Raw genomic sequence first — 22294 nt, forward strand, 5'->3', positions numbered from 1 at the left:
ATAATTTCTTTTCAAGTAAATATACATAGAAAAAGCCACACAACAATTAGAATAACTGTTGTGTGGCGAAAAAAGCTCACTTTACCAGTGATACTTCCTGATTCAATTCTTACATACGTTATATTTGAATCAGAAAGGGAAGAAAATCCACATCTTATTTCTTAGTTAATAAACTGTGACCGGTCATCTCCTGAGGCTGAGTCAAGCCCATCAGCTCGATCAGTGTCGGAGCGATATCTGCCAGACATCCACCCTCTGCCAGTCCGTAAGACGGATCTGCATTTACCAGAATAAACGGTACCGGGTTAGTTGTATGGGCAGTATGTGGGTTGCCGGTTGTATAATCGATCATCTGCTCTGCATTTCCGTGGTCAGCACAGATAAACAGGATTCCGTCTACGTCTTTGACAGCCTGTACAGCATCGCCTACCAGGCTGTCCACACGCTCTACAGCTGCAACCGCTGCCGGGATCACACCGGTATGACCTACCATATCCGGGTTCGCGAAGTTGATGATGATCACATCGTATTTGTCGGATTTGATTGCTTCTACCAGATCCATACCTACTTCCGGAGCACTCATTTCCGGTTTCAGATCATAAGTTGCAACATCTTTCGGAGATGCAACTAACAGACGTGCCTCATCTACGTTCGGCTCCTCTACGCCACCGTTGAAGAAGAAAGTAACGTGTGCGTATTTCTCTGTCTCTGCCAGACGGAGCTGTTTTTTGCCCTGTGCAGCAAGGAACTCACCGAATGTATTTTTGATGGATTCTTTCTCGAATGCAATAATCTTGTTCGGGATTGTCTCATCGTAATCTTTGAAGCATACATAGGTCAGCGGAATGAACGGACGCTCAAATCCGGTAAATGCATCGTCACAGAATGCTCTGGTGATCTCGCGTGCACGGTCCGGACGGAAGTTGAAGAAAATAACGGAATCATTCTCTTTTACAACAGAAACCGGTTTTCCTGCTTCATCTGTGATAACCGTCGGAAGTACAAACTCATCTGTTACGCCGTCTGCATAAGAAGCTTCCATTGCTTTTACTGCATCAGTTGCCTGTACACCTGTTCCGGATACTAAAGAATCGTATGCTTTCTGGATACGATCCCAGTTGTTATCACGATCCATTGCATAGTAACGACCGGAAATAGACGCGATCTTACCTACGCCGATTTCCTGCATTTTTGCTTCCAGCTGCTCGATATAATCTTTTCCGGAAGCTGGCGGTGTATCACGACCGTCTAAAAATGCATGTACATATACGTTTGTCAGACCATGTTTTTTTGCCATCTCAAGAAGACCGTACAGATGTGTGATGTGACTGTGTACGCCACCATCGGATAACAGTCCCCATAGATGCAGGTCAGAATTGTTTTTCTTGCAGTTTTCAATCGCTGTCAGCAATCCTTTGTTTTCAAAGAAATCGCCATCTTCGATTGCTTTTGTGATTCTGGTCAGATCCTGATAAATGATACGGCCTGCGCCGATGTTCATATGTCCAACCTCAGAATTTCCCATCTGACCATCCGGCAGACCAACTGCCAGACCAGATGCGGCACCTTTTACAAACGGATAGTCTTTCATCAGGCTGTCCATTACCGGAGTTTTTGCCATTGCGATAGCATTTCCTTCCGGATTGTCATTTAAGCCATATCCATCTAAAACCATTAATACGACTGGTCTTTTACTCATGTTTTCCTCCAAAATATCTGTATCGTTGTCCCCGTCAAAAAGTCATTTTCAAAACTTCTTCATATGAGCAGAAACACCAATTTAGTTTGAGATAAATTCAGAGCCAAACGGACTTGCGGATGGCTCTGAATTGTTAAAGCATTGTTAATGTTTTTTATTTATTGTAGTTAACGATTTTGCCGAAGTCAGCTTTCAGAGAAGCGCCGCCTACCAGACCACCATCGATGTCCGGTTTTGCAAATAACTCTGCTGCGTTTCCTGCGTTTACAGATCCGCCATACTGGATGCGGATTGCTTCTGCAGTAGCCTCATCATAAACTTCAGCGATGCATGCACGGATCGCGCCGCATACTTCCTCTGCCTGATCAGAAGTAGCTGTCTCACCTGTTCCGATTGCCCAGATTGGCTCGTAAGCGATTACTGCTGTTTTTGCCTGATCTGCAGTTACGTTCTGGAATGCAATCTTGATCTGCATACGGATCCAGTCAAGGTAGATACCCTGTTTTCTCTGTGTCAGAGTCTCGCCACAGCAGATGATCGGTGTAATGCCATGCTCGAAAGCTTTCAGAACTTTTTTGTTTACAGTCTCATCTGTCTCTGCAAAATACTCACGTCTCTCAGAATGTCCAAGGACAACATATTTTACACCAGCATCTACTAACATGTTCGGGGAAATCTCGCCTGTGTAAGCTCCGCTCTCCTCAAAATACATGTTCTCAGCACCGATGCAGATATTGCTGCCTTTTGCAGCTTCCATAGCCGGGATGATGTCGATTGCCGGTACACAGAATACTACATCAACATCCTCGTTAGCTACTAACGGTTTTAACTCGTTCACCAGAGCAACTGCCTCGCTCGGTGTTTTATTCATTTTCCAGTTACCTGCAATAATTTTCTTTCTAGCCATTTTATCTTTTCTCCTTACATCCATTTCAATACATATTTTTCTGATTTGTATATAATTTTCCAAAAATTTCAGATATGGAATCAGTGCAAGGCAGATGAGACGCAGGCGTACACAAAAAAGTACGTCAAGTCTCATCTAACGAAGCAATTATTTCATATATGGGATTTTTATTTGTCGTTTGCTGCTGCTACGCCTGGTAACTCTTTTCCTTCAAGGAATTCCAGAGAAGCTCCACCACCAGTAGAAATATGAGTCATCTTGTCACCAAATCCAAGCTGGTTTACAGCTGCTGCGGAATCACCACCACCGATGATTGTTGTAGCGTCTGTCTCTGCAAGGGATTTTGCAACTGCGATGGTACCTTTTGCAAGGATCGGGTTCTCGAATACACCCATCGGTCCGTTCCATACAACTGTTTTTGCGGATTTTACTGCATCTGCATATAACTCAGCTGTCTTTGTTCCGATATCAAGACCTTCTTTGTCTGCCGGAATTGCATCAGACGGAACTACTTCTACTTCGATTTCTGCATCGATTGGATCCGGGAAACCTGCTGCGATGGTTGTATCAACCGGAAGAAGTAATTTCTTGCCAAGTTTCTCAGCTTTTTCCATCATTTCTTTGCAGTAATCGATCTTTGTATCATCTACTAAGGATTTTCCTACTTCATATCCTTTTGCTTTCAGGAATGTGAATGCCATACCACCACCGATGATCAGAGTATCGCATTTTTCAAGCAGGTTGGAGATTACATTTAATTTATCTGCTACTTTTGCACCGCCAAGGATTGCTACGAACGGTCTCTCCGGATTGTTTACTGCGTTTCCAAGGAAATCAATCTCTTTCTGCATTAAGTAACCAACAACAGCTGTGTCAACCAGACCTGCAACGCCTACGTTGGAGCAATGTGCTCTGTGAGCAGTACCAAATGCATCGTTTACGAATACATCACAGATGGACGCAAGATCTTTGGAGAAAGCCTCTCCGTTCTTTGTCTCTTCCGGTCTGAAACGTGTATTCTCAAGAAGGATCACATCGCCGTCTTTCATAGCTTCTACAGCAGCTTTTGCGTTCGGTCCTACAACTTCCGGATCAGCTGCAAATTTTACTTCCTGTCCTAACAGCTCGGATAAACGTGCTGCAACCGGTGCAAGAGTTTTTGTCTTTTTATCTTCTTCAGTTTTTACTTTACCAAGGTGAGAGCAAAGAATTACTTTGCCGCCGTCAGCGATCAGTTTTTTGATGGTCGGAAGAGCTGCTACAAGACGGTTCTCGTCTGTGATCTTGCCATCTTTTAACGGTACGTTGAAATCGCATCTGCAAAGAACTCTGAGTCCTTTTACATTAATATCATCTACTGTTTTTTTATTTAATCCCATGATATTGTCTCCTTAATCCTGTTTTTCATTTTTGCAAGTGCAAATCAAAAACAGGATCCGGTCCAAAAGACCGGACCCTGCAGTGAGTCTTTGTTATACTTTATAGAGTGCCGATTATGCTAACTCTGCGAAGTATTTGATTGTACGAACCATCTGGCTTGTGTAGCTGTTCTCATTGTCATACCAGGAAACAACCTGTACCTGAGTTGTACCGTTGTCTAACGGAAGAACCATTGTCTGAGAAGCATCGAATAAAGAACCATATGTCATACCAACGATGTCAGAAGATACGATCAGGTCTTCATTGTAACCATAGGACTCGTTAGCTGCTGCTTTCATAGCTGCGTTGATCTCGTCAACTGTTACGTTTCCTTCTACTACTGCGTTTAAGATTGTTGTAGAACCTGTTGGGGTTGGAACACGCTGTGCAGCACCGATTAATTTACCGGATAACTCCGGAATAACCAGACCAATTGCTTTTGCAGCACCTGTGCTGTTCGGAACAATATTAACTGCTGCAGCACGGCTTCTTCTTAAGTCGCCTTTTCTCTGCGGTCCGTCAAGTGTCATCTGATCACCTGTGTAAGCATGGATTGTGCACATGATACCGGATTTGATCGGTACAAGGTCATTTAATGCTTTCGTCATAGGTGCAAGACAGTTTGTTGTACAGGAAGCTGCGGAGATGATTGTATCATCTTTTGTTAATGTATCATGGTTTACATTGTAAACGATTGTAGGAAGATCATTTCCTGCCGGAGCGGAAATAACAACTTTTTTAGCACCTGCATTGATATGAGCCTGTGCTTTTTCTTTGGATGTATAGAATCCGGAACACTCTAATACTACGTCTACGTCTAATTCTCCCCATGGGCAATTATTTGCGTCTGGCTCTTTGTAGATTTTGATCTCTTTACCATCTACTGTGATTGAATCTTCGCTTGCAGAAACTGTTTCAGCTTTTGCATATTTACCCTGAGAAGAGTCATATTTTAATAAGTAAGCAAGCATTTTCGGGCTTGTCAGATCGTTGATTGCAACGATATCATATCCCTCTGCGCCAAACATCTGTCTGAATGCAAGACGTCCAATACGTCCAAATCCATTAATTGCTACTTTTACTGCCATTTTTTCATTCCTCCTAGAATTAAAATGTATCCGGATCAATGCCGGTGAGTTATTTTGGATATCTCATCCAATCTGACTATATTTTAACGAATAACTATGATTTTTTCAATACTTTTCCTGCGCTTATTTTAAGTTTGTTAATTTTTTCACCAACTCATAGCATTTTTCTTCTTTTTTTAGCAAAATGTACAAGCTTACCAATTGGATATTTACTTGTTTTTATAGCAAATATCTATATTTTTTTTTTGTTTTTGTAAGATATGCACAAAACTTTTTTCTTTTTTTACATTTTTAGCCATTTTTCCTATTCAAAATGCACGTATTGGATTGACAAAAAACCTTTTTAGTGTTTATCATATTCCCAGGAGTCGCGTAGCTGCGCGATTCAGAGCGTTTTGTATTATGCAAGATATAAAATACAGTCATTGAAAGGAGCTATTTTCATGCTTTGGGATACACATATGCACACTCACTTTTCCGGAGACAGTGAAGCGGATTCTTCTGCCATGGCACGCGCTGCCGTTGCAAAAAATCTCTCCGGAATCTGCATTACCGATCACCTTGATTATGATTACCCGGATGATCCGGATTTATTCATCATTGATTTTGATCAGTACAGCAAAGAAATTCATAAACTGCAGTCAGACTTTTCCGATGTTCTGACGATCAACTATGGAATCGAACTCGGACTGCAGCCACATCTGGCAAAAAAACATCACGATTTGTTACAGACAGAGGATTTTGATTTTGTAATCGGATCTTCTCACGTTGTACACGGCATTGATCCGTATTATCCTGTTTATTATGAAGGCCGCACGGAGACTGCTGCTTACCGAGAATATTTTGAATCAATTCTGGAAAATATTGCTGCATTTGATGAATTTGATGTATACGGACACATTGATTATGTGGTACGTTACGGTCCAAATAAAAATGCTGACTATACTTATAAAAAATTCAAAGATGTGATCGATGAAATTTTGCGACAGCTGGTTGCACGTGGAAAAGGCATTGAATTGAACATGGCAGGCTTCAAATACGGGCTCGGTCATCCAAATCCTACAGAAGAAATCCTGCACCGTTATCGGGAACTTGGCGGAGAAATCATTACCGTCGGTGCAGATGGACATGCTCCGGATCAGATTGCCTGGGATTTCGAAAAAATACCGGGAATTCTGAAAGCTGCCGGATTCGATTATTTTACCGTCTTCACGAAACGGAAACCGGAATTTATTCTGATTTGCTAAGTTTTCGGGTCAAATTTATTTAAGAATGCTCCGGCATTCTTGTTGCGAGGTGCGCGTCATGCAATTGCATGACATACTTCAACTGCGCACCTCTGTAATCCTGCCGGAGGCTATATCAGATGGGGGATTAGCTCCCATCTGATATTTTAAAGAGAAATCGGCGAATCCTTCTGTGCCAGCTAACCGTTCGTTACCTTCGTTTTGCTTCGGTTTTATCGCGCTCACTTCCAACTCCAATAAAAGCTGGTCGTTTCCCGTTCGCGCAAAACTTGCAAAACTCAGTCACTTACTGAACCGCTTGCCACAGAAGGATTCGCCGATTTCTACATTTTTCAAATCACGCATTTTAAACTTCGTGGCACCCCGAAGATTCCCGTAATCTTTTCACACATTGTTTCAATACATCAACGGTATAGTCAAGTTCCTCGCGTGTATTATGAACCCCAAGCGTAAAACGTATCGCCTCATACGCCTGCTGTTCACTTTTTCCAATCGCAAGCTGCACATGAGACGCTTTCTGTATTCCCGCAGAACATGCCGAAGCGGAAGATGCACAGATTCCTTCCAGATCCAGCAGCGCAACCACCGCCGGTCCGTTAATTCCTGCAATACTGATATTGATATTGTTGGGCAGACGTTTTGTCCGGGAACCATTGAGACAACTTTCCGGGATTTCAGTTAAAATCCGGTCGATCAGATAGTTTTGCAGTCTTTTCTCATAGCGCATCTTTTTTTCCAGAATCTCAGCAGAACAGCGTGCTGCCATTCCAATACCAACGATTCCGGGCACATTTTCTGTTCCGGAGCGCATTTTCCGCTCCTGTCCTCCACCGTGGATCATTGGCTGCAGCTTCAGTCCCTGACGTGCATACAAAAAACCGGTTCCTTTCGGACCGTTAAATTTATGTCCGCTGGCAGAAAGCAGGTCAATCCCTTCTTCTTTGACCAGAATCGGGATCTGCCCGTATGCCTGCACAGCATCGGTATGAAACAGCACCTTCCTTCGATGCGCGATTTCTGCAATTTCGCGGATTGGCTGGATACTTCCAATCTCATTGTTGGCATACATCACAGAAATTAGGACGGTATCCGGACGGATTGCCCGCTCAACGTGTTCCGGCAAAACAATTCCATTTCTGTTTACCGGCAGATAGGTCACACGGACGCCGCTTTTTTCCAGATTTTTGCATGTATTTAAAATCGCATGATGCTCGATTGCAGTCGTTATGATATGTGGCGCACGCTTTTTGCTGGCACTCACCGCAAACATAAGTGCCCAGTTATCCGACTCGGTTCCTCCAGACGTAAAATAAATCGTTTCCGGTGCAACCTGCAGGGTATCTGCGATCCACTTTCGTGTCAAAGACATTGCGCGTTTGCTCTCCTCCCCCAGTTCATAGCCAGACGAAGGATTTCCGTAATATCTGCTGTAATAAGGAATCATGGCATCCAGCACTTCCGGAAAAGGCTGTGTGGTTGCTGCATTATCCAGATAAACCAATCGCTTCATGAGAGTCTCCCTTTCCTTCCGGTTCTGACCAACAACCCTTTTGCATATGATATAAAAAAAACAATTAATTTCTATGGTTTTACATACAAATACACTCAAAAATAATCTCATTTCCGGCACACTACTTCTGACACTGACCGGAATTTTAAGCAGGATCATCGGTTTTTATTATAAAATATTCCTGTCACGTACGATCGGTGCAGAAGGTCTGGGTATTTATCAGCTAATTTTTCCGGTATTCGCCCTGATCATCGCGGTTTCAGCTGCCGGCATACAGACCGCGATTTCCCGGTACTGCGCCCAATGTCAGATTGAACAGCAGGCCAGACGCTATCTTGTGACCGGACTGGTTCTTTCTTTGCTGCTCTCCGGTATCTGTATCGCATTTGTGCAGACATACGCACCATGGATCGGCTCTGTTTTGCTGGAAGATGCACGTACCGTATCTCTGCTTCGTCTGATGACGTTTTCCCTGCCTTTTGCCTGTATTCATTCCTGTATCAATGGCTATTATTTTGGCAAAAAGAAAGCTGCGATTCCTTCTATTTCACAGCTTCTGGAACAATTGATCCGTGTGGCAGGTGTCTGGCTGCTCATACAGATCCTGACAGAACAGGGAAACCTGCCTTCTCCCGAAATTGCGGTCTGGGGTATTCTGTTCGGGGAAGTGACCGCTGCGCTCTATTCCGTTACGATGTTACTTTTTTCACACGAAAAAAATCCGACGCAAGCCTCTCTTTCGCTTCCGCCGGAATCTCGATCCTATCTGCAGGTTCTGCGGGAGCTGTGCACCATGACATTACCACTCACCTGCAACCGTATTTTGTTAAGCATCTGTCAAAGTGCGGAAGCGATCCTGATACCGATGAAACTGCGGGATTTTGGTTACACAAACAGTGATTCCTTAAGCGTTTACGGTATTCTGACTGGTATGGTTTTTTCCACCATCCTGTTTCCCTGCGTGCTGAGCAATTCCCTGTCCGTTATGCTGCTGCCTGCCATTTCGGAAGCAAACAGCCGCAACCGCATGGATCTGATCAAAAAAGCAGTCCAGAAGACGACACAATTGTGTGTTATCCTTGGACTGCTGTGTACTCTCGGTTTTCTGCTCGGCGGAAACTGGATCGGCATTCACCTGTTCCACAATGCTTTGGCAGGACTTTATGTCCGGACTTTAAGCTGGATCTGTCCGTTTCTGTTCCTCGCAACTACGCTGTGCAGCATTCTGCATGGTCTTGGGAAACCGACACTCACAATGCTGATCAACTTGTCCGGAGCCATACTCCGCATTGGCTTTATTTTTGTTGGTATTCCACGGATCGGTCTGTCTGCCTATCTATGGGGTATGCTTGCCAGTCAGATTTTGATCTCCGGTCTGGCACTTATCAGCCTGCGTAAGACACCCAAACTCCCGAAGCAATCTGCATAACCAGCTTCCTGCATTTCAATCGAACGTATGTGAAATCTGTGCAGAATACACTATTCTCCAAAAACTTCACCCAGGCGCTCCATCGTCTCAATGATCATACCGCGCGGGCTTGCAATATTAATTCGCATAAAGCCTGCGCCCTCCGGTCCGAACATGGAACCTTCGTTAAACCAGATTCTTGCATCTTTTAAAATTTGGGCATTTAATGCTTCCGGTGAAAGTCCATACTCCCGGAAATCCATCCAGAGCAGATAGGTTCCCTCTGGTTCAATCAAATGAATCTTCGGTAAATGCTCTGCCAGATAATCACGGATGTATGTGATATTACCCTGCAGATATACCAGTAATTCATCCAACCACTGCGCACCGTGCTCGTAGGCTGCCTGACAGGATACTTGTCCGAACAGGTTTGCATCGGAATAAAATACTTTATTCATCTCTGCCTGGAATGTTTTTCTTAATTCCGGGTTTGGAATCATGATATTGGAAAGCTGTAATTCCGCCAGGTTGAAGGTTTTACTCGGTGCAGTACAGATCACGGCATTGTCTGCATATTCGCTCAGTGTGCCAAAGCTAGTGTGATGATATCCCTCATAAACAAAATCACAGTGGATCTCATCCACGATCATGATAACATTGTGTTTTTTGCAGATTTCAGCAGTCTTGCACAGTTCTTCTTTTGTCCATACGCGGGACACCGGATTGTGTGGACTGCAGAGCAGGAACAGTTTTACCTGTTCTTCTGTAATCTTTTGTTCCATATCTTCGTAATCCATATGGTATTTTCCATTTTCCAGCACCAGTGGATTATTGACTAATTTGCGTCCGTTTTCTTTTACCACATTTGTAAACGGATGATAAACCGGACGCTGGATCATGACGCTGTCTCCCTCTTTTGTGTAGGCGCGAACTGCTGCTGCCAGTGCAAATACCACCCCCGGAGTTGCAATCACCCAGTCATTTTCAATCTGCCAGTTAAATCGTGTGGAAAACCAGTTTTTCAATGCGTCATAATAACCGTCTCCCAACATGGAATAACCGTAAATACCGCGGTCTGCCACTTCTTTTAAGCGTTCTTTTACTTCCGGAACGGTCTCAAAATCCATGTCCGCTACCCAGAGCGGTAAGGTATTCGGATCTAATTTTCGTTTTGTGATCATGTCCCATTTGTAGCAATCTGTACCATAACGGTTTACCATTCTGTCAAAATCGTATTTCATGTTTTTCTCCTAATTTCAACTCACAGGCAGTATTTTCAAAGCCTGAAAAGTTCGAATATGTTTCGCTTAAACGGAAAACGGAACAGACAAAACGTCTGCCCCGCATTACACTTCATTTAGTTCATTACAAGTAGTATCATAGCGGTAATTCGTAATCCGCTCATTACTTACTCATAATTCATAAGAACCAGTTCGCTATACCGATTGCTAATTCTTATACTCGTGATAAGTACTCACCTGTTCTTGTATCAATTTTGATTACATCGCCTTCGTTTACGAATAACGGAACATATACAGTAGCACCTGTCTCAACTGTAGCAGGTTTTGTAGCGCCTGTAGCTGTATCGCCTTTGAAGCCTGGCTCTGTCTCTGTGATCACAAGTTCAACGAACATTGGCGGCTCAACTGCGAAGATATCTCCGTTGTGAGCAAGCATTGTAACTGCTTCGTTCTCTTTTACGAATTTCAGAGCATCACCGATTGCATCTGTGCTCAGAGCGATCTGATCATATGTCTCTGTATCCATGAAGTAGTATAAATCACCGTCATTATACAGATACTGTTTCTCAGATCTGTCAACGTGTGCTGTCTCTACATCCTCTGTCGGACGGAAAGTTTTCTCTACAACTCCGCCTGTTTTAATATTTTTTAATCTTGTTCTAATGAAAGCTGCGCCTTTTCCAGGTTTTACGTGCTGGAAATCATCTACTCTGTAAACGTTGCCTTCCAGCTCGATTGTAACACCTTTTCCGATTACCTTTCCTGCGTTTGCCATTAAAAAATCCTCCTTGTATGTTAAGACCTTCGGTCTTTTCTTCTATTACCACAAACGAATGGTAATTATTACTTCTCTCTATTCTATATGAAAAACCGCGATTTTTCAACCTTTTTATGGACTATTCCTCAATTTTATGAATCATATCGATTCTTGTCTGATGACGTCCTCCCTGAAACTCTGCATTTAACCATGCATCAACGATTGCTTTTGCAGTCTCGCTTCCAACAATTCTTGCACCGAATGCAATGATATTTGCATTGTTGTGCTCTTTGACAAGACGTGCGGTAACAGGCTCAGAACAAACTGCTGCGCGAACGCCTTTTACTTTATTTGCTGCGATGGAGATACCAACGCCGGTTCCACAGATCAGCACACCGCCGTCCACTTCGCCTGCTGCTACCATACGTCCGGCTTTCTCGCCGTACTCCGGATAGTTGCAGCTGTCATGTGTGTCGGTTCCGATATTGATCACTTCGTGACCTTTCTCTTCCAGATATGCTTTGATCTCATTTTTCAGTTCTACTGCTGCATGATCGTTTCCAATTACAAGTTTCATTTTTCTTCCTCCCGATTTTCAAAAATACTCCTGTGTGTTTTTCTATAGTTACGGTAACTGATCAGAACAATTGCCTCCAGTCTGCGCTTTAAGACAATCTGGATCTCCTCTTTCCAGTGAATCTTTTTCACCATGATCGATGGGATTCCGGTTCGATTGGCTCCGAAAACATCGGTAAACATCTGATCACCGATAAAAATCGTGTTCTTCTTATCGGTGTGCATCCGTTCCATTGCTTTTTCATAGTTTTTTGTGGACGGTTTGTGTGCATCGTAAATATACATTGACTGCACAGCGTCCGCAAACGGTTTTACTCTGGGTTCCTGATTGTTGGAGATCAGGCAAGTCGCAAATCCAAGCTCATGCAGATGGGCAAACAGTTTTTTTGCCTTCTCATTCGCCGGTGCACCATGTGTCACCAGGGTATTATCAATATCAAAAATCAGTCCCCGGTATCCGTCCCGGTACAACCGGTCAAAATCAATTTCATATGTAGATGAAATATACAGATCCGGATAAAATTTTTGAAACATAGGTTACCTCCGTTCAGTTGGCAGATCAGATCCCGCCACTGATATCATTTCGTTACTTACATCTGATATGATACTACTCATACCGGATATACTTATTTGTCCAGAACTTTCTTCAGTTCTTCCACAAAAGTATTCACATCTTTAAACTCCCTGTATACAGATGCGAATCTCACATAAGCTACTGCCTCTAAATCTTTCAGTTTATCCATCACCAATTCGCCGATCACGCTGCTTGGGATCTCTTTTTCTTCCATATTGAAGATTTCCGTCTCCACATCGTCGATGAGTTGATTGATCTGGTTGACAGATACCGGGCGTTTATGACAGGCTCTGAGCACGCCGTCCTCAATTTTGGAACGGTTATACTGCTCTCTGGTGTTATCTTTTTTGATAATGATCAGCGGAATCGTCTCCACTTTTTCATAAGTTGTAAAACGTTTTGAGCAGTCATCACAAAGTCTTCTGCGGCGGATGGAACAGTTGTCCTCCGCTGGTCTGGAATCAATGACACGTGTGTTATCACTGCTGCAGTAAGGGCATTTCATCGCTCTTTTTCCTCCGTACCTATTCTTTATAGTTTGTGCAGGCATTTCTCCGCACATATATCTACCAGTATTACATCCGGTCCGATCCGAACAATTTTTTTCCAGTCTATGACATATTCCGTGTCACATCCCACCAGATGAAACCACTTCGGAGGTCCCTTTATGATCATTGCACATATCTGTCCGCTGCATTCATCAAACTCCAGATCACAGACATTTCCCAGACATCTGCAGTCAGAGGCGTTGATTACCTCTTTCCTTGAAAATTCACATAAACGCATGGTACACTTTCCTTTACTCTCTGTTTCTTTATATTTTATTCAGATTGAAAAAGGAAGTGCATTTTTCATATATCCATACGTTATTTAAAAATGTTTCCAACATTTTTACTTATAAGATGTAAGCGAAGAATATTTCTGCTACGCTTTTGTCACTCACATCAAATATTTCATATTATACGTTGAAACGGAACAGGATAACATCGCCGTCCTGAACTACGTACTCTTTTCCTTCCAGTCCTACCAGACCTTTTTCACGGGCTGCTGCCAGTGAACCGCACTCAAGCAGGTCTTTGTAGTTTACAACCTCTGCACGGATAAATCCACGCTCGAAATCGGTATGGATCTTTCCTGCTGCCTGCGGTGCTTTTGTTCCTTTTTTGATGGTCCATGCACGGGTCTCATCCTCACCTGCGGTCAGGTAGCTTAAGAGTCCAAGTAAGCTGTAGCTTGCCTTGATCAGTTTTTCCAGACCGGACTGCTTCAGTCCAAGATCCTCTAAGAACATTGCTTTCTCATCGTCATCCAGCTCTGCGATTTCCTGCTCGATCTGTGCACAGATGACAAATACCTCAGAACCTTCCTCAGCTGCAAGTTTGCGCACATTCGCTACATGCGGATTGTTTGCGCCGTCGTCTGCCAGATCATCCTCTGAAACGTTTGCTGCGTAAATAACCGGTTTTGCAGTCAGAAGATTGTAAGAAGCGAACCATTCCTGATCATCCTCATCATCGCCTACTTCAAAAGTCTTTGCAAGTTTGCCGTCTTCCAGATGTGCTTTGATCTTCTGTAACAGCTCCAGCTCTTTTGCAAGTTTTTTGTCCATTCTTGCGCCTTTTGTTGTTTTTGCAATACGACGATCCAAGATCTCAATATCGGAGAAGATCAGCTCTAAGTTGATGGTCTCAATGTCTCTTGCCGGATCTACGCTTCCGTCTACATGGACTACATTTGGATCTTCAAAACAACGTACTACGTGAACGATGGCATCTACTTCACGGATATTTGCAAGGAACTGGTTTCCAAGTCCCTCACCTTTGCTGGCACCTTTTACAAGACCTGCGATATCTACGAATTCGATAACAGCCGGTGTTACTTTTTTGGAATTGTACATATCTCCAAGTAATTTCAAGCGCTCATCCGGTACTGCAACGACACCGACATTCGGGTCGATGGTACAGAACGGATAGTTGGCTGACTCAGCGCCGGCTTTTGTCAGTGAATTGAACAGGGTACTTTTTCCGACATTCGGAAGTCCCACGATTCCTAATTTCATATCTTCTATCTCTCCTTTTTAATTCCCCGATATAACAGGGGTATACTTTCTTTCTTAAATAATACTGAGTCCATGAAAAATAACATCTTATCTTGTTTTCTCCATGTGTTCAGGCTATTATCTGCCTTGATTTTCTTTCAAGTCGAACGCACGTGAGACTTGGTGCGTGATTCTGTTCAGCGCAAGCTGACATCTTCTTTTCAGAATCACTGCACATCCTCGCGGAGCATTTATCTCAGTCGGAGATTGAACTCCCACTGAGAAATACTTGTTACTACTCACCACTTGCAGAAGTGGGAGTCTCATCTCAGACTGAGATGAAATAAAAAGGCTGTAAAAACTCAGAAGAGTCTATCACAGCCTAATATTATAGCACACCTTATTTACTTTTTAAATACATAATCGCAAGTTTTATCCCTTTTCCCATGGTAGTTGGAGAATGTGTAAATAAACGCAGCAAAAATTGATTCCATAAATAGCATGGATTGACTATACTATCCGATCCATTTTACTCAGCTATTTCAGCAAGATAGCTGATACAGCTATGTGCTGCCACATTTCCTTCGCCCACGGCTTTCGTATACTGATATGGACGGCCGGTGCAGTCTCCTGCTGCAAAACAGCCCGGCAGATTTGTTTTCTGCGCACGATCCACCACAATATGCCCGTTCTCAATTTCCAATTCCGGAATCAGTTTTGATAGTGCGATCGCATTACGCAGACAGAAAACACCATCCACGCTCAAAATTTCACCGCTTTTTAAGGTAAGTCCTGTCACCCGGTCAATGCCGTTTACTTCCACTGGAAAGTCTTTGGAAATCGTAACGTTCTCTTTTTTCACCTGACTGTCGGAAAACAGCGGAAAATACGTTACTTTTGCTGCCAGATCTGCCAGATATTCTACCTCATGCTCGTATTTCGGATCGTTGCATAATACTGCAATCTCCTTATCTTTATAAAACATACCATCACAGGTAGCACAATAGCTGACACCTCTGCCAAGCAGCTCATCCTCACCTTTTAACAGTTTTGCCGTCATGACACCCATGGCAAGAATCAGCGTTTTTGCTTCGTAAATTTCATTGTCCGCCAACACCATGTAATAATTTCCCGCTGACATGACATTGGTTACTGTCTTTTCTGTAATCTCCAGACCTGCTGACTGTATATGATCCTCAAAATGTGCAAACAGTTCCTGTCCAGTTAACTCCGGAAATCCGGGATAATTTGTGATTTTTTCCGCTTTCCGCACTTTATCACTTAAGCTTTTGGAACCAAACCACACAAAACTTTTTTTGTATGTTTTCAGGTTCAGTGCTGCAGATAAGCCTGCCGGACCGGTTCCGATAATAATGCAATCGTACATTTTTTCTGTACCTCCGTATTTCTTTCCTATATCACGAACATTGTATTTCGGTATCTTCGTTTATTTATAAATCATAAATATTTTGTTTCAAGTTTTTCACCTATTATCATCTACAAACATTTATTTCAACATCTTTATTTATTATAAACCATAAATGCTTATTTCAGTATCATTTTTATAATTTCCTTATCTGTCTGATGCATTCCTACTTTTCCGATGTATCCCACACAGCAGATGGTCGCGCCGCATGGAAAGCGTCACGGTATCCCCAGAATGCACCGTATCTCCTTCCAGACTGCTTTTCGCATTCTTGTTACCCGGCACCTATACAGGCGCAAGTTTTTTGTTATCTGGCACTCTGATGGCTTCTTATTTTTTCCCATCATTTATTATTGCTTGAACTTCCACCCAGCTGAATCATAACCACCTCACAGGGATTCCCAAAACGCGGAATATTCGCCGTATTGGAAACTCCTGCGCTGACGATCATATTGTCATACTGACCGTAAGAATAGCGTGGGAATAATCCCTGTCCCGGTGCAAAAACCGGAATTCCACGTTTCCTTCCGCCTCTGCTGAACAGACGCCACTGTCCGCCATGAGCGTGACCTGCCACGATCAACGCAAACGTATTCCGATTCGTGTCTTTGATATATTTCGGATAATAATCCGGGTGATGGCAGATCAGAATCTTCACACCGTCTTTTTGTGAAAATTGATCCAGCCATTCCAGATCATATCGGGTGGACATTCCACCAATCAGAAGTTTCTGTCCTTTTACCGTCAGTTCACAATCCCGATTATCCAGAAAAACCACCCCATGATCTTTAAAAAACTGCAAATCTTCTTCCGTGTGATACCATTCATGATTGCCGACACCAAGCACCACCGGAGCAATTTTTACCGCTTCTTCCAGAAAACGATAACCGTTTGCCTTGTTCCAACGCTTCGTTTGTTCTCCGGATGATGCGGAACCATCAAATTTTCGCACAATATTGAAAAACCAGGTGCGGGTGCGCGGGATTCCCTGCCATTCATCCATCTGCTCTACCGTCCAGGGACTGACGACCGGATCATGGCGTTCCATCAGGTCACCGGCAACCAGGATCAGATCCGGTTGCTGCTGATGCAGGATGGAAAGTGCTGCATCTGGACAGCGGTCGTGAACATCGGAAATCAGGGCGATGTGTACGCTGCCGGAAAGTTGAGTGGGGATATTGTATGTTGTTGTGATTGTTTTGCTTTGCTTGTTGTTTTTCATCCTCTATTTTTATACAATTCCTATTTCTTTATATTTCAATTTTTTATCCATATGTAAATTATAGTTAAAAACAGCCCGCCATTTTTCGATAGTGGGACTGTTCATTTTCATAATTGCTTTTTTTTCTCACGCTTCTCCTGTCAGCACCGGAAAATACTTTTTCAAAATATTGCCCATCCACTGAATGACCGGTCCAAGTGTCAGCACCATGATCACAGTCATAATTCCAAGTTTTCCACCAAAGACAAGTCCCAGTATTGTCACAATACAGTCAAAGCACATACGAACTACTTTAAACGGGACTTTCGGCAAATGGTCGGATATAATAATTGGAATCGCATCATAAGGTGCCGTTCCCATATCTACGTCCATATAAAGCGCTGCCGAAAGAATAAATACAATAATCGCCGGAATGAGTACTCCAATCCGAACCTGCATACTCTGAAATAAGTTTTCCGGAAATACCTGATTCCAGATCCACATAAAAAAATCTGCATAATATCCGATTAAGATCATATTTGCAAGTGTCCCAAAACCAAGATTTTTCCCACCGAATATCACAACGATTACCAACAGTATCACATTCAGCAATGCCTGCCAGTTTCCAAAAGTCATCCCTAATTTCATTGAAATGGCGCGGTTCATCATCGTACATGGATCTGCTCCCAGATCTACCAGTAACAAAAAGGAAAGGGAAAATCCCATACCAAGAACTGCCAGCATTACTGTAACGAACCGTATGCCAAAATGTTTCTTTTGAAAAAATCCCTGCCAAATTTCTTTCATGCTTTTTCATCCCCCAATTTTTCTCATCTATCTGCTACAAAAACCACAGTTCTTCTTTCGTCGTTGAAATCGCTGTCGCTCCTGCATCCAACGCAGCAATAATGTCCTCTTTATCGGAAATCAGACCACCCGCGATCACCGGAACAGACAGCTTCTCTGTCATTTGCCGAATAACTTTCGGCATCACTCCCGGCATCAGTTCTACACAATCCGGGCGTAGTGCTTTTGTGCATTTTTCCACATTTTCATAAGCAGCGGAATCAATGACAAAAAAACGGTGCACAGTATATAAGCCAAGTTCTTTTGCCCGGCGGATCTGCGGCTGCTTGGTGGAAATGATTCCATCCGCCCTCGTTTCTTTCCTGATAAAATCCACACTGATCTCCCGACTGGATAGTCCGTTCACCAGATCCATATGCACAAATGCCAGTTTTCCTGCAGATTTTACCTGATCTATAATTTCCGAAATGGTGCAGACATCCCCAAATAAAATAAAAACAATGCCACTCTCGGACTGACAGCAGTGTGCCAGTCCTTCCAGATCTCTTGCCGCTGCGATCACCGGACAATCTTCTAATTGTTCCCGAAACAAATTCTGAAGCATACCTTTCTCCTGTCCCCTGTTCTCTTTTTCATGCCATATCATATAACTGTTCGAAAACAATCCCTGATATATATTTTTTCCTATCAATCATAAATGAGGAAAAAAATCGCCTCTGACATTTCTTACTGACGCTTTTCTACGATAAACAGATAACTTCCATTTTTCTCCTGAATACAAAATTCCTGAGCCAGACGGAACTGTGGATGCAGACGAAGCTGTTTTTTCACCAGTCCCATTTCCCTTGAAAAGAAGATCATACGACCATCCTCTGCCAGCACTTCATCGGATTTTTCAAAAAATCTGCGATACAAATCGTCCAGCTCCGGTTTTGACAGATTGCCTGCCGGCAGATCGGTAACGATCTCATCAAATTTATAATCATGCACAAAATCAAAATAATCGCGATTGATATAATTGGTCTGCATACCGGCAATCTTGCTGTTTACTCGTGCTTTCTCGATCGCCTCGCCAAAAGTATCAATTCCGTAAGCATTTCGCGCCGGTACCGCAAATCTGCGTTCCATTAACAAAGTACCCACACCACAGAACGGATCTAAGATCTGCGCATACTCTTTCAGATATGGTTTTGCCAGTGCCATCAATCCTGCTGCCATCATTGGTTTCATGCTTGCTGCCACATAATATCTGCGATAATCAAAACGATGATCCGGCAGTGTATACAGTTTTAATAACGGTACAAATCCGCCCTCACGATGCTGTAACAGGCGCAATTCCACTTCATAATGCGAAGTAGAGTTGATCAGGTTTCGCTCAAAAGCTCCTTCTATCGCTGTTGCCACACGTTTTGAAAAAATGCTTCGCTCTTCTAACGACATGGCACCGGATACTCCGATCCTGAAGCAAAATGGGACATCACCTTTGTGTGTCTCTGCTAAAATCTGCATCAGATCGGATTCTGCCAGCTGCGCTGCCAGTGTTTCCGGATCTGCGGAAAGCACGTTACCCTCTGTCTGCGTGTGAATCACAAACAGTAATTCCTGAATTGTACGGATTTTCATGACTGTTTCAAAATCAGGCACAATGGTACGCACACCGGATTTTAATACTTTTTTCTTTCCAGTCACTTCTTCTGCCAGTGCATCACGAAATGCCGGAATGGTCAAAAGCAGTACCTCGCTAGAACGGTTCCATCCATTAAAGGTATGTTTTTTCACACCTTTTTTCTGCAATAAAAGTTCCTGCAGCGCACGGATCTCTGCCTGCACATGTTTCTTTTCTTCTTCCGGCGCATCATAAGCAACCAGCTCCTGCAGACGCACCTCTAACTGTGGCAGATACTCGCTGCAGTCGATCATGGATAATGCCTGCACATAGGCTTCTTTGACAAATAATTTATCTTCTTCCTCATAGGCATCCATCAGTACATCCAGCGCATCCTGACAATGCAATTCTCCAAGGATCAATGCTGCATTTTTCCGTACCTTCGGATCCTGATCCACCAGACACTTCATGATCTCATCCAGACGGTTGCCTGTCATGGTGAGAAACACCTTTTTCTTTGCGTCATCCTTCAGTTCTTTTTTCAGAGCGATCAGACTTGCTCTGCGATCGATTCCTTTTTTTATTTTTTCATAAAGATCTCTCATCCGTTTTCATCTCCCGTCTTGTAAACTTGCAGATAAGTATCTACATCTTTTTTAAACTGCGCCCACGCATCTTCATGTTCCACATAATAGAGCGGACACAGTTTTCCAGTTACATCATAATGCCGGATCACATCTTCCGATGTCAGTCCAAATTTTGCACAGAGCCATGCGGTCAGTTTGATCACCGAATCATACGTTGCCTGTTCAAAAGAACCGTCCTCGTTTTTATAACAACACTCGATAGAAATCGTATCGCTGTTGCGGTCATTGGATGCATAGGCAATCTCCGCAGTTGGAATACACTGCACAATCTCACCTTCCAGTCCCACGACAAAATGAGAACTTGCCTTTGTCGTATGCGTATCTTTCAGATTTTCAAAATAATTGCGGTTTGCAATGGCAGTTGCGCCGGGGTTTGCCGTATAGTGAATGACAATGCCATTTACTTTTTCCAGCGCTGTGCCCGGTCTGGAATATGGATTGACCGTCAAAAGTTCCACGTCCAGTTCCGGTCTGTTTTCATCCACTTCGGACAAGGTTACCGGACTGTCTGCACTGACCGCTTTGTTTTTCTGATGTCTGGTCACACCCACGATCACCAGCAATACCAACGCCAGTAATCCCAGTGCCATCCATACCCTTGACATATCGTATCTTTTTCGTCTGCTTTTCCGCTTCTTTTTTCTTCGCGGTGCGTTTTTTTGTACCTTCTTCTGTGCTGCCATATGTTTTGATTTCCTTCGACTCTATGTCAAACAATTTTTGCTTATTGTGAAATAGCACGATCCCTTTTTTCAAATACAATTCAAAATATCATGAACAAAAAAAGTTCATGATCAACATTTTGCCAATCATACCAATATATTGACTTGTTTGCGCTCATTGTATCATACATATTACTTGTTTTTTGTAAAATAGGTTCTTGCAAGTTCCAATGTCCGCGCTAACTGCTCCTCTGTATGTTCCATGGAAATAAATACTGCCTCAAACTGCGCCGGAGCCAGATAAATGCCATGATTCTGCATGTAATTGCAGTAATCTGCATATGCCTTTGTATCCGATGTCTGTGCACTTTCATAATCAACAACTTCCCTGTCTGTAAAAAACAGGCTTCCCAGTGAAGTAATATGGTTGACATGATAGCCTCTGCCGCTCTCATCCACAATTTTCTGCAATTCCTCGAAAAACCGGTCAGATTTCTGATTTAGGGCAGCGTAGGCTTCCGGATGTTCTTTTAAGTAAGAAAGCTGTGCAATACCCGCTGCCATTGCCACCGGATTACCGCTTAAAGTTCCTGCCTGATACACAGCACCCACCGGAGATACCATTTCCATGATTTCTCTGCGTCCGCCATATGCGCCAACCGGCATACCTGCGCCGATGATTTTTCCAAATGTGGTCAGATCCGGTGTCACGCCAAAATAGCCCTGTGCACCGTCTGCCTGCATACGAAATCCGGTAATGACTTCGTCAAAGATCAGCAATGCGCCATATTTGTCACAAATATCACGAAGTCCCTGCAAAAATCCCGGCTTTGGCGGTACGGTTCCCATATTTGCACCAATCGGCTCTACCAGAATCGCTGCGATCTGTTCTCCATAGGTGTCAAAGCAATTCTGCACGCTCTCCAGAGAGTTATAATCTGCGGTGATCGTATCTGCGGTGCAGCCTGCCGGAACACCAAGGGAACCCGGAACGCCCGCGGTCATAACGCCGGAACCTGCCTTTACCAGCAACGCATCCGAATGACCATGATAGCAGCCATTGAATTTAATAATTTTATCTCTGCGTGTAAAACCGCGCGCCACACGAACAGCACTCATCACTGCCTCGGTGCCGGAATTTACCATACGCACCATTTCGATGGACGGCACCATGCTACAGATCAGTTTTGCCATATCCACTTCTATAGATGTCGCTGCTCCATAGCTTAAACCGCGTTTTGCATACTCCATCACCGCATCCAAAACCAGCGGATGATTATGTCCTAAGATCATCGGTCCCCAGGAACCGATAAAATCTATGTACTCGTTGCCGTCCTCATCCCACATCAGCGCTTTGTCCGCTTTTTTGATAAAACGCGGGGTAGAACCGATAGAACCAAAGGCACGAACCGGTGAATTCACGCCACCCGGAATGTATTGAACTGCTTCCTGAAAAAGAGCTTCTGATTTTTTGATCTCCA

The 22294-nt window shown here is 43.4% G+C and carries 21 protein-coding genes; 2 read left to right on the plus strand and 19 right to left on the minus strand.

Going from position 1 to position 22294, the window contains the following annotated elements:
- Positions 1 to 154: 154 nt before the first annotated feature.
- The 4 genes from gpmI to gap form a co-directional block, all read right to left on the minus strand.
- Positions 155 to 1699, minus strand: a complete 1545-nt coding sequence (gene gpmI, locus DXB15_RS10980) for a 2,3-bisphosphoglycerate-independent phosphoglycerate mutase (RefSeq protein WP_109215682.1) — start codon at positions 1697 to 1699, stop codon at positions 155 to 157.
- Positions 1700 to 1853: 154 nt separating this feature from the next.
- A complete protein-coding gene (gene tpiA / locus DXB15_RS10985) occupies positions 1854 to 2606 on the minus strand; it encodes a triose-phosphate isomerase (RefSeq protein WP_109215681.1) in 753 nt (250 codons plus the stop codon).
- 167 nt (positions 2607 to 2773) lie between these two features.
- Positions 2774 to 3985: a phosphoglycerate kinase gene (locus DXB15_RS10990; RefSeq protein WP_118702986.1), complete on the minus strand. Its 1212-nt coding sequence runs from the start codon at positions 3983 to 3985 to the stop codon at positions 2774 to 2776.
- A gap of 114 nt (positions 3986 to 4099) precedes the next feature.
- Positions 4100 to 5113: a type I glyceraldehyde-3-phosphate dehydrogenase gene (gene gap, locus DXB15_RS10995; RefSeq protein ID WP_109216930.1), complete on the minus strand. Its 1014-nt coding sequence runs from the start codon at positions 5111 to 5113 to the stop codon at positions 4100 to 4102.
- A 443-nt stretch (positions 5114 to 5556) separates the two neighbouring features.
- Between gap and DXB15_RS11000 the strand changes: the two genes are divergently transcribed.
- The gene (locus DXB15_RS11000; RefSeq protein WP_118702987.1) at positions 5557 to 6360 is read left to right on the plus strand and encodes a histidinol-phosphatase HisJ family protein; all 804 of its coding nucleotides are present in this window, start codon (positions 5557 to 5559) and stop codon (positions 6358 to 6360) included.
- A gap of 346 nt (positions 6361 to 6706) precedes the next feature.
- Here the strand turns inward: DXB15_RS11000 and DXB15_RS11005 are convergent, their stop codons facing one another.
- On the minus strand, positions 6707 to 7870 hold the full coding sequence (locus DXB15_RS11005; RefSeq protein WP_118702988.1) for a cysteine desulfurase family protein: 1164 nt from the start codon (positions 7868 to 7870) through the stop codon (positions 6707 to 6709).
- Positions 7871 to 7943: 73 nt separating this feature from the next.
- Between DXB15_RS11005 and DXB15_RS11010 the strand changes: the two genes are divergently transcribed.
- The gene (locus tag DXB15_RS11010) at positions 7944 to 9299 is read left to right on the plus strand and encodes a polysaccharide biosynthesis protein (protein WP_118702989.1); all 1356 of its coding nucleotides are present in this window, start codon (positions 7944 to 7946) and stop codon (positions 9297 to 9299) included.
- Positions 9300 to 9349: 50 nt separating this feature from the next.
- Here DXB15_RS11010 and DXB15_RS11015 read toward each other — a convergent pair whose 3' ends face one another.
- From DXB15_RS11015 to hemL, 14 genes are all read right to left on the minus strand, one after another.
- On the minus strand, positions 9350 to 10519 hold the full coding sequence (locus tag DXB15_RS11015; protein ID WP_109216317.1) for a MalY/PatB family protein: 1170 nt from the start codon (positions 10517 to 10519) through the stop codon (positions 9350 to 9352).
- A gap of 214 nt (positions 10520 to 10733) precedes the next feature.
- Positions 10734 to 11294: an elongation factor P gene (efp, locus tag DXB15_RS11020; protein WP_109216316.1), complete on the minus strand. Its 561-nt coding sequence runs from the start codon at positions 11292 to 11294 to the stop codon at positions 10734 to 10736.
- A gap of 121 nt (positions 11295 to 11415) precedes the next feature.
- Positions 11416 to 11853: a ribose 5-phosphate isomerase B gene (gene rpiB / locus DXB15_RS11025; RefSeq protein WP_109216315.1), complete on the minus strand. Its 438-nt coding sequence runs from the start codon at positions 11851 to 11853 to the stop codon at positions 11416 to 11418.
- A complete protein-coding gene (locus DXB15_RS11030) occupies positions 11850 to 12386 on the minus strand; it encodes a YqeG family HAD IIIA-type phosphatase (protein WP_118702990.1) in 537 nt (178 codons plus the stop codon). The genes rpiB and DXB15_RS11030 overlap by 4 nt, the downstream gene beginning before the upstream one ends.
- A 92-nt stretch (positions 12387 to 12478) precedes the next feature.
- Positions 12479 to 12931, minus strand: coding sequence for a transcriptional regulator NrdR (gene nrdR / locus DXB15_RS11035; protein ID WP_109216313.1), 453 nt, complete (start codon positions 12929 to 12931; stop codon positions 12479 to 12481).
- A gap of 26 nt (positions 12932 to 12957) precedes the next feature.
- Complete coding sequence (locus DXB15_RS11040) at positions 12958 to 13212, minus strand: YlmC/YmxH family sporulation protein (RefSeq protein WP_109216312.1); 255 nt, start codon at positions 13210 to 13212, stop codon at positions 12958 to 12960.
- Positions 13213 to 13384: 172 nt separating this feature from the next.
- Positions 13385 to 14485: a redox-regulated ATPase YchF gene (gene ychF / locus DXB15_RS11045; protein ID WP_109216311.1), complete on the minus strand. Its 1101-nt coding sequence runs from the start codon at positions 14483 to 14485 to the stop codon at positions 13385 to 13387.
- Between the two features lie 508 nt (positions 14486 to 14993).
- A complete protein-coding gene (locus DXB15_RS11050; RefSeq protein ID WP_118702991.1) occupies positions 14994 to 15851 on the minus strand; it encodes an NAD(P)/FAD-dependent oxidoreductase in 858 nt (285 codons plus the stop codon).
- A gap of 382 nt (positions 15852 to 16233) precedes the next feature.
- Positions 16234 to 17112, minus strand: coding sequence for a metallophosphoesterase (locus DXB15_RS11055; protein ID WP_118702992.1), 879 nt, complete (start codon positions 17110 to 17112; stop codon positions 16234 to 16236).
- Positions 17113 to 17238: 126 nt separating this feature from the next.
- Positions 17239 to 17898: a YczE/YyaS/YitT family protein gene (locus DXB15_RS11060; RefSeq protein WP_109216305.1), complete on the minus strand. Its 660-nt coding sequence runs from the start codon at positions 17896 to 17898 to the stop codon at positions 17239 to 17241.
- Positions 17899 to 17932: 34 nt separating this feature from the next.
- Positions 17933 to 18502 (minus strand): glycerol-3-phosphate responsive antiterminator, encoded by a 570-nt coding sequence (locus DXB15_RS11065; RefSeq protein ID WP_109216310.1) that lies wholly within the window; start codon positions 18500 to 18502, stop codon positions 17933 to 17935.
- Between the two features lie 122 nt (positions 18503 to 18624).
- Positions 18625 to 20109 (minus strand): HEAT repeat domain-containing protein, encoded by a 1485-nt coding sequence (locus DXB15_RS11070; RefSeq protein WP_109216304.1) that lies wholly within the window; start codon positions 20107 to 20109, stop codon positions 18625 to 18627.
- Positions 20106 to 20834 (minus strand): peptidoglycan recognition protein family protein, encoded by a 729-nt coding sequence (locus DXB15_RS11075; RefSeq protein WP_118702993.1) that lies wholly within the window; start codon positions 20832 to 20834, stop codon positions 20106 to 20108. The genes DXB15_RS11070 and DXB15_RS11075 overlap by 4 nt, the downstream gene beginning before the upstream one ends.
- Positions 20835 to 21005: 171 nt before the next feature.
- Entirely contained in the window at positions 21006 to 22289 is a 1284-nt protein-coding gene (gene hemL / locus DXB15_RS11080; RefSeq protein WP_118703016.1) for a glutamate-1-semialdehyde 2,1-aminomutase, read from the minus strand.
- Positions 22290 to 22294: the final 5 nt, after the last annotated feature.

This window comes from Roseburia sp. OM02-15, assembly GCF_003481835.1.
Classification (GTDB): Bacteria; Bacillota; Clostridia; order Lachnospirales; family Lachnospiraceae; genus Eubacterium_I; species Eubacterium_I ramulus_A.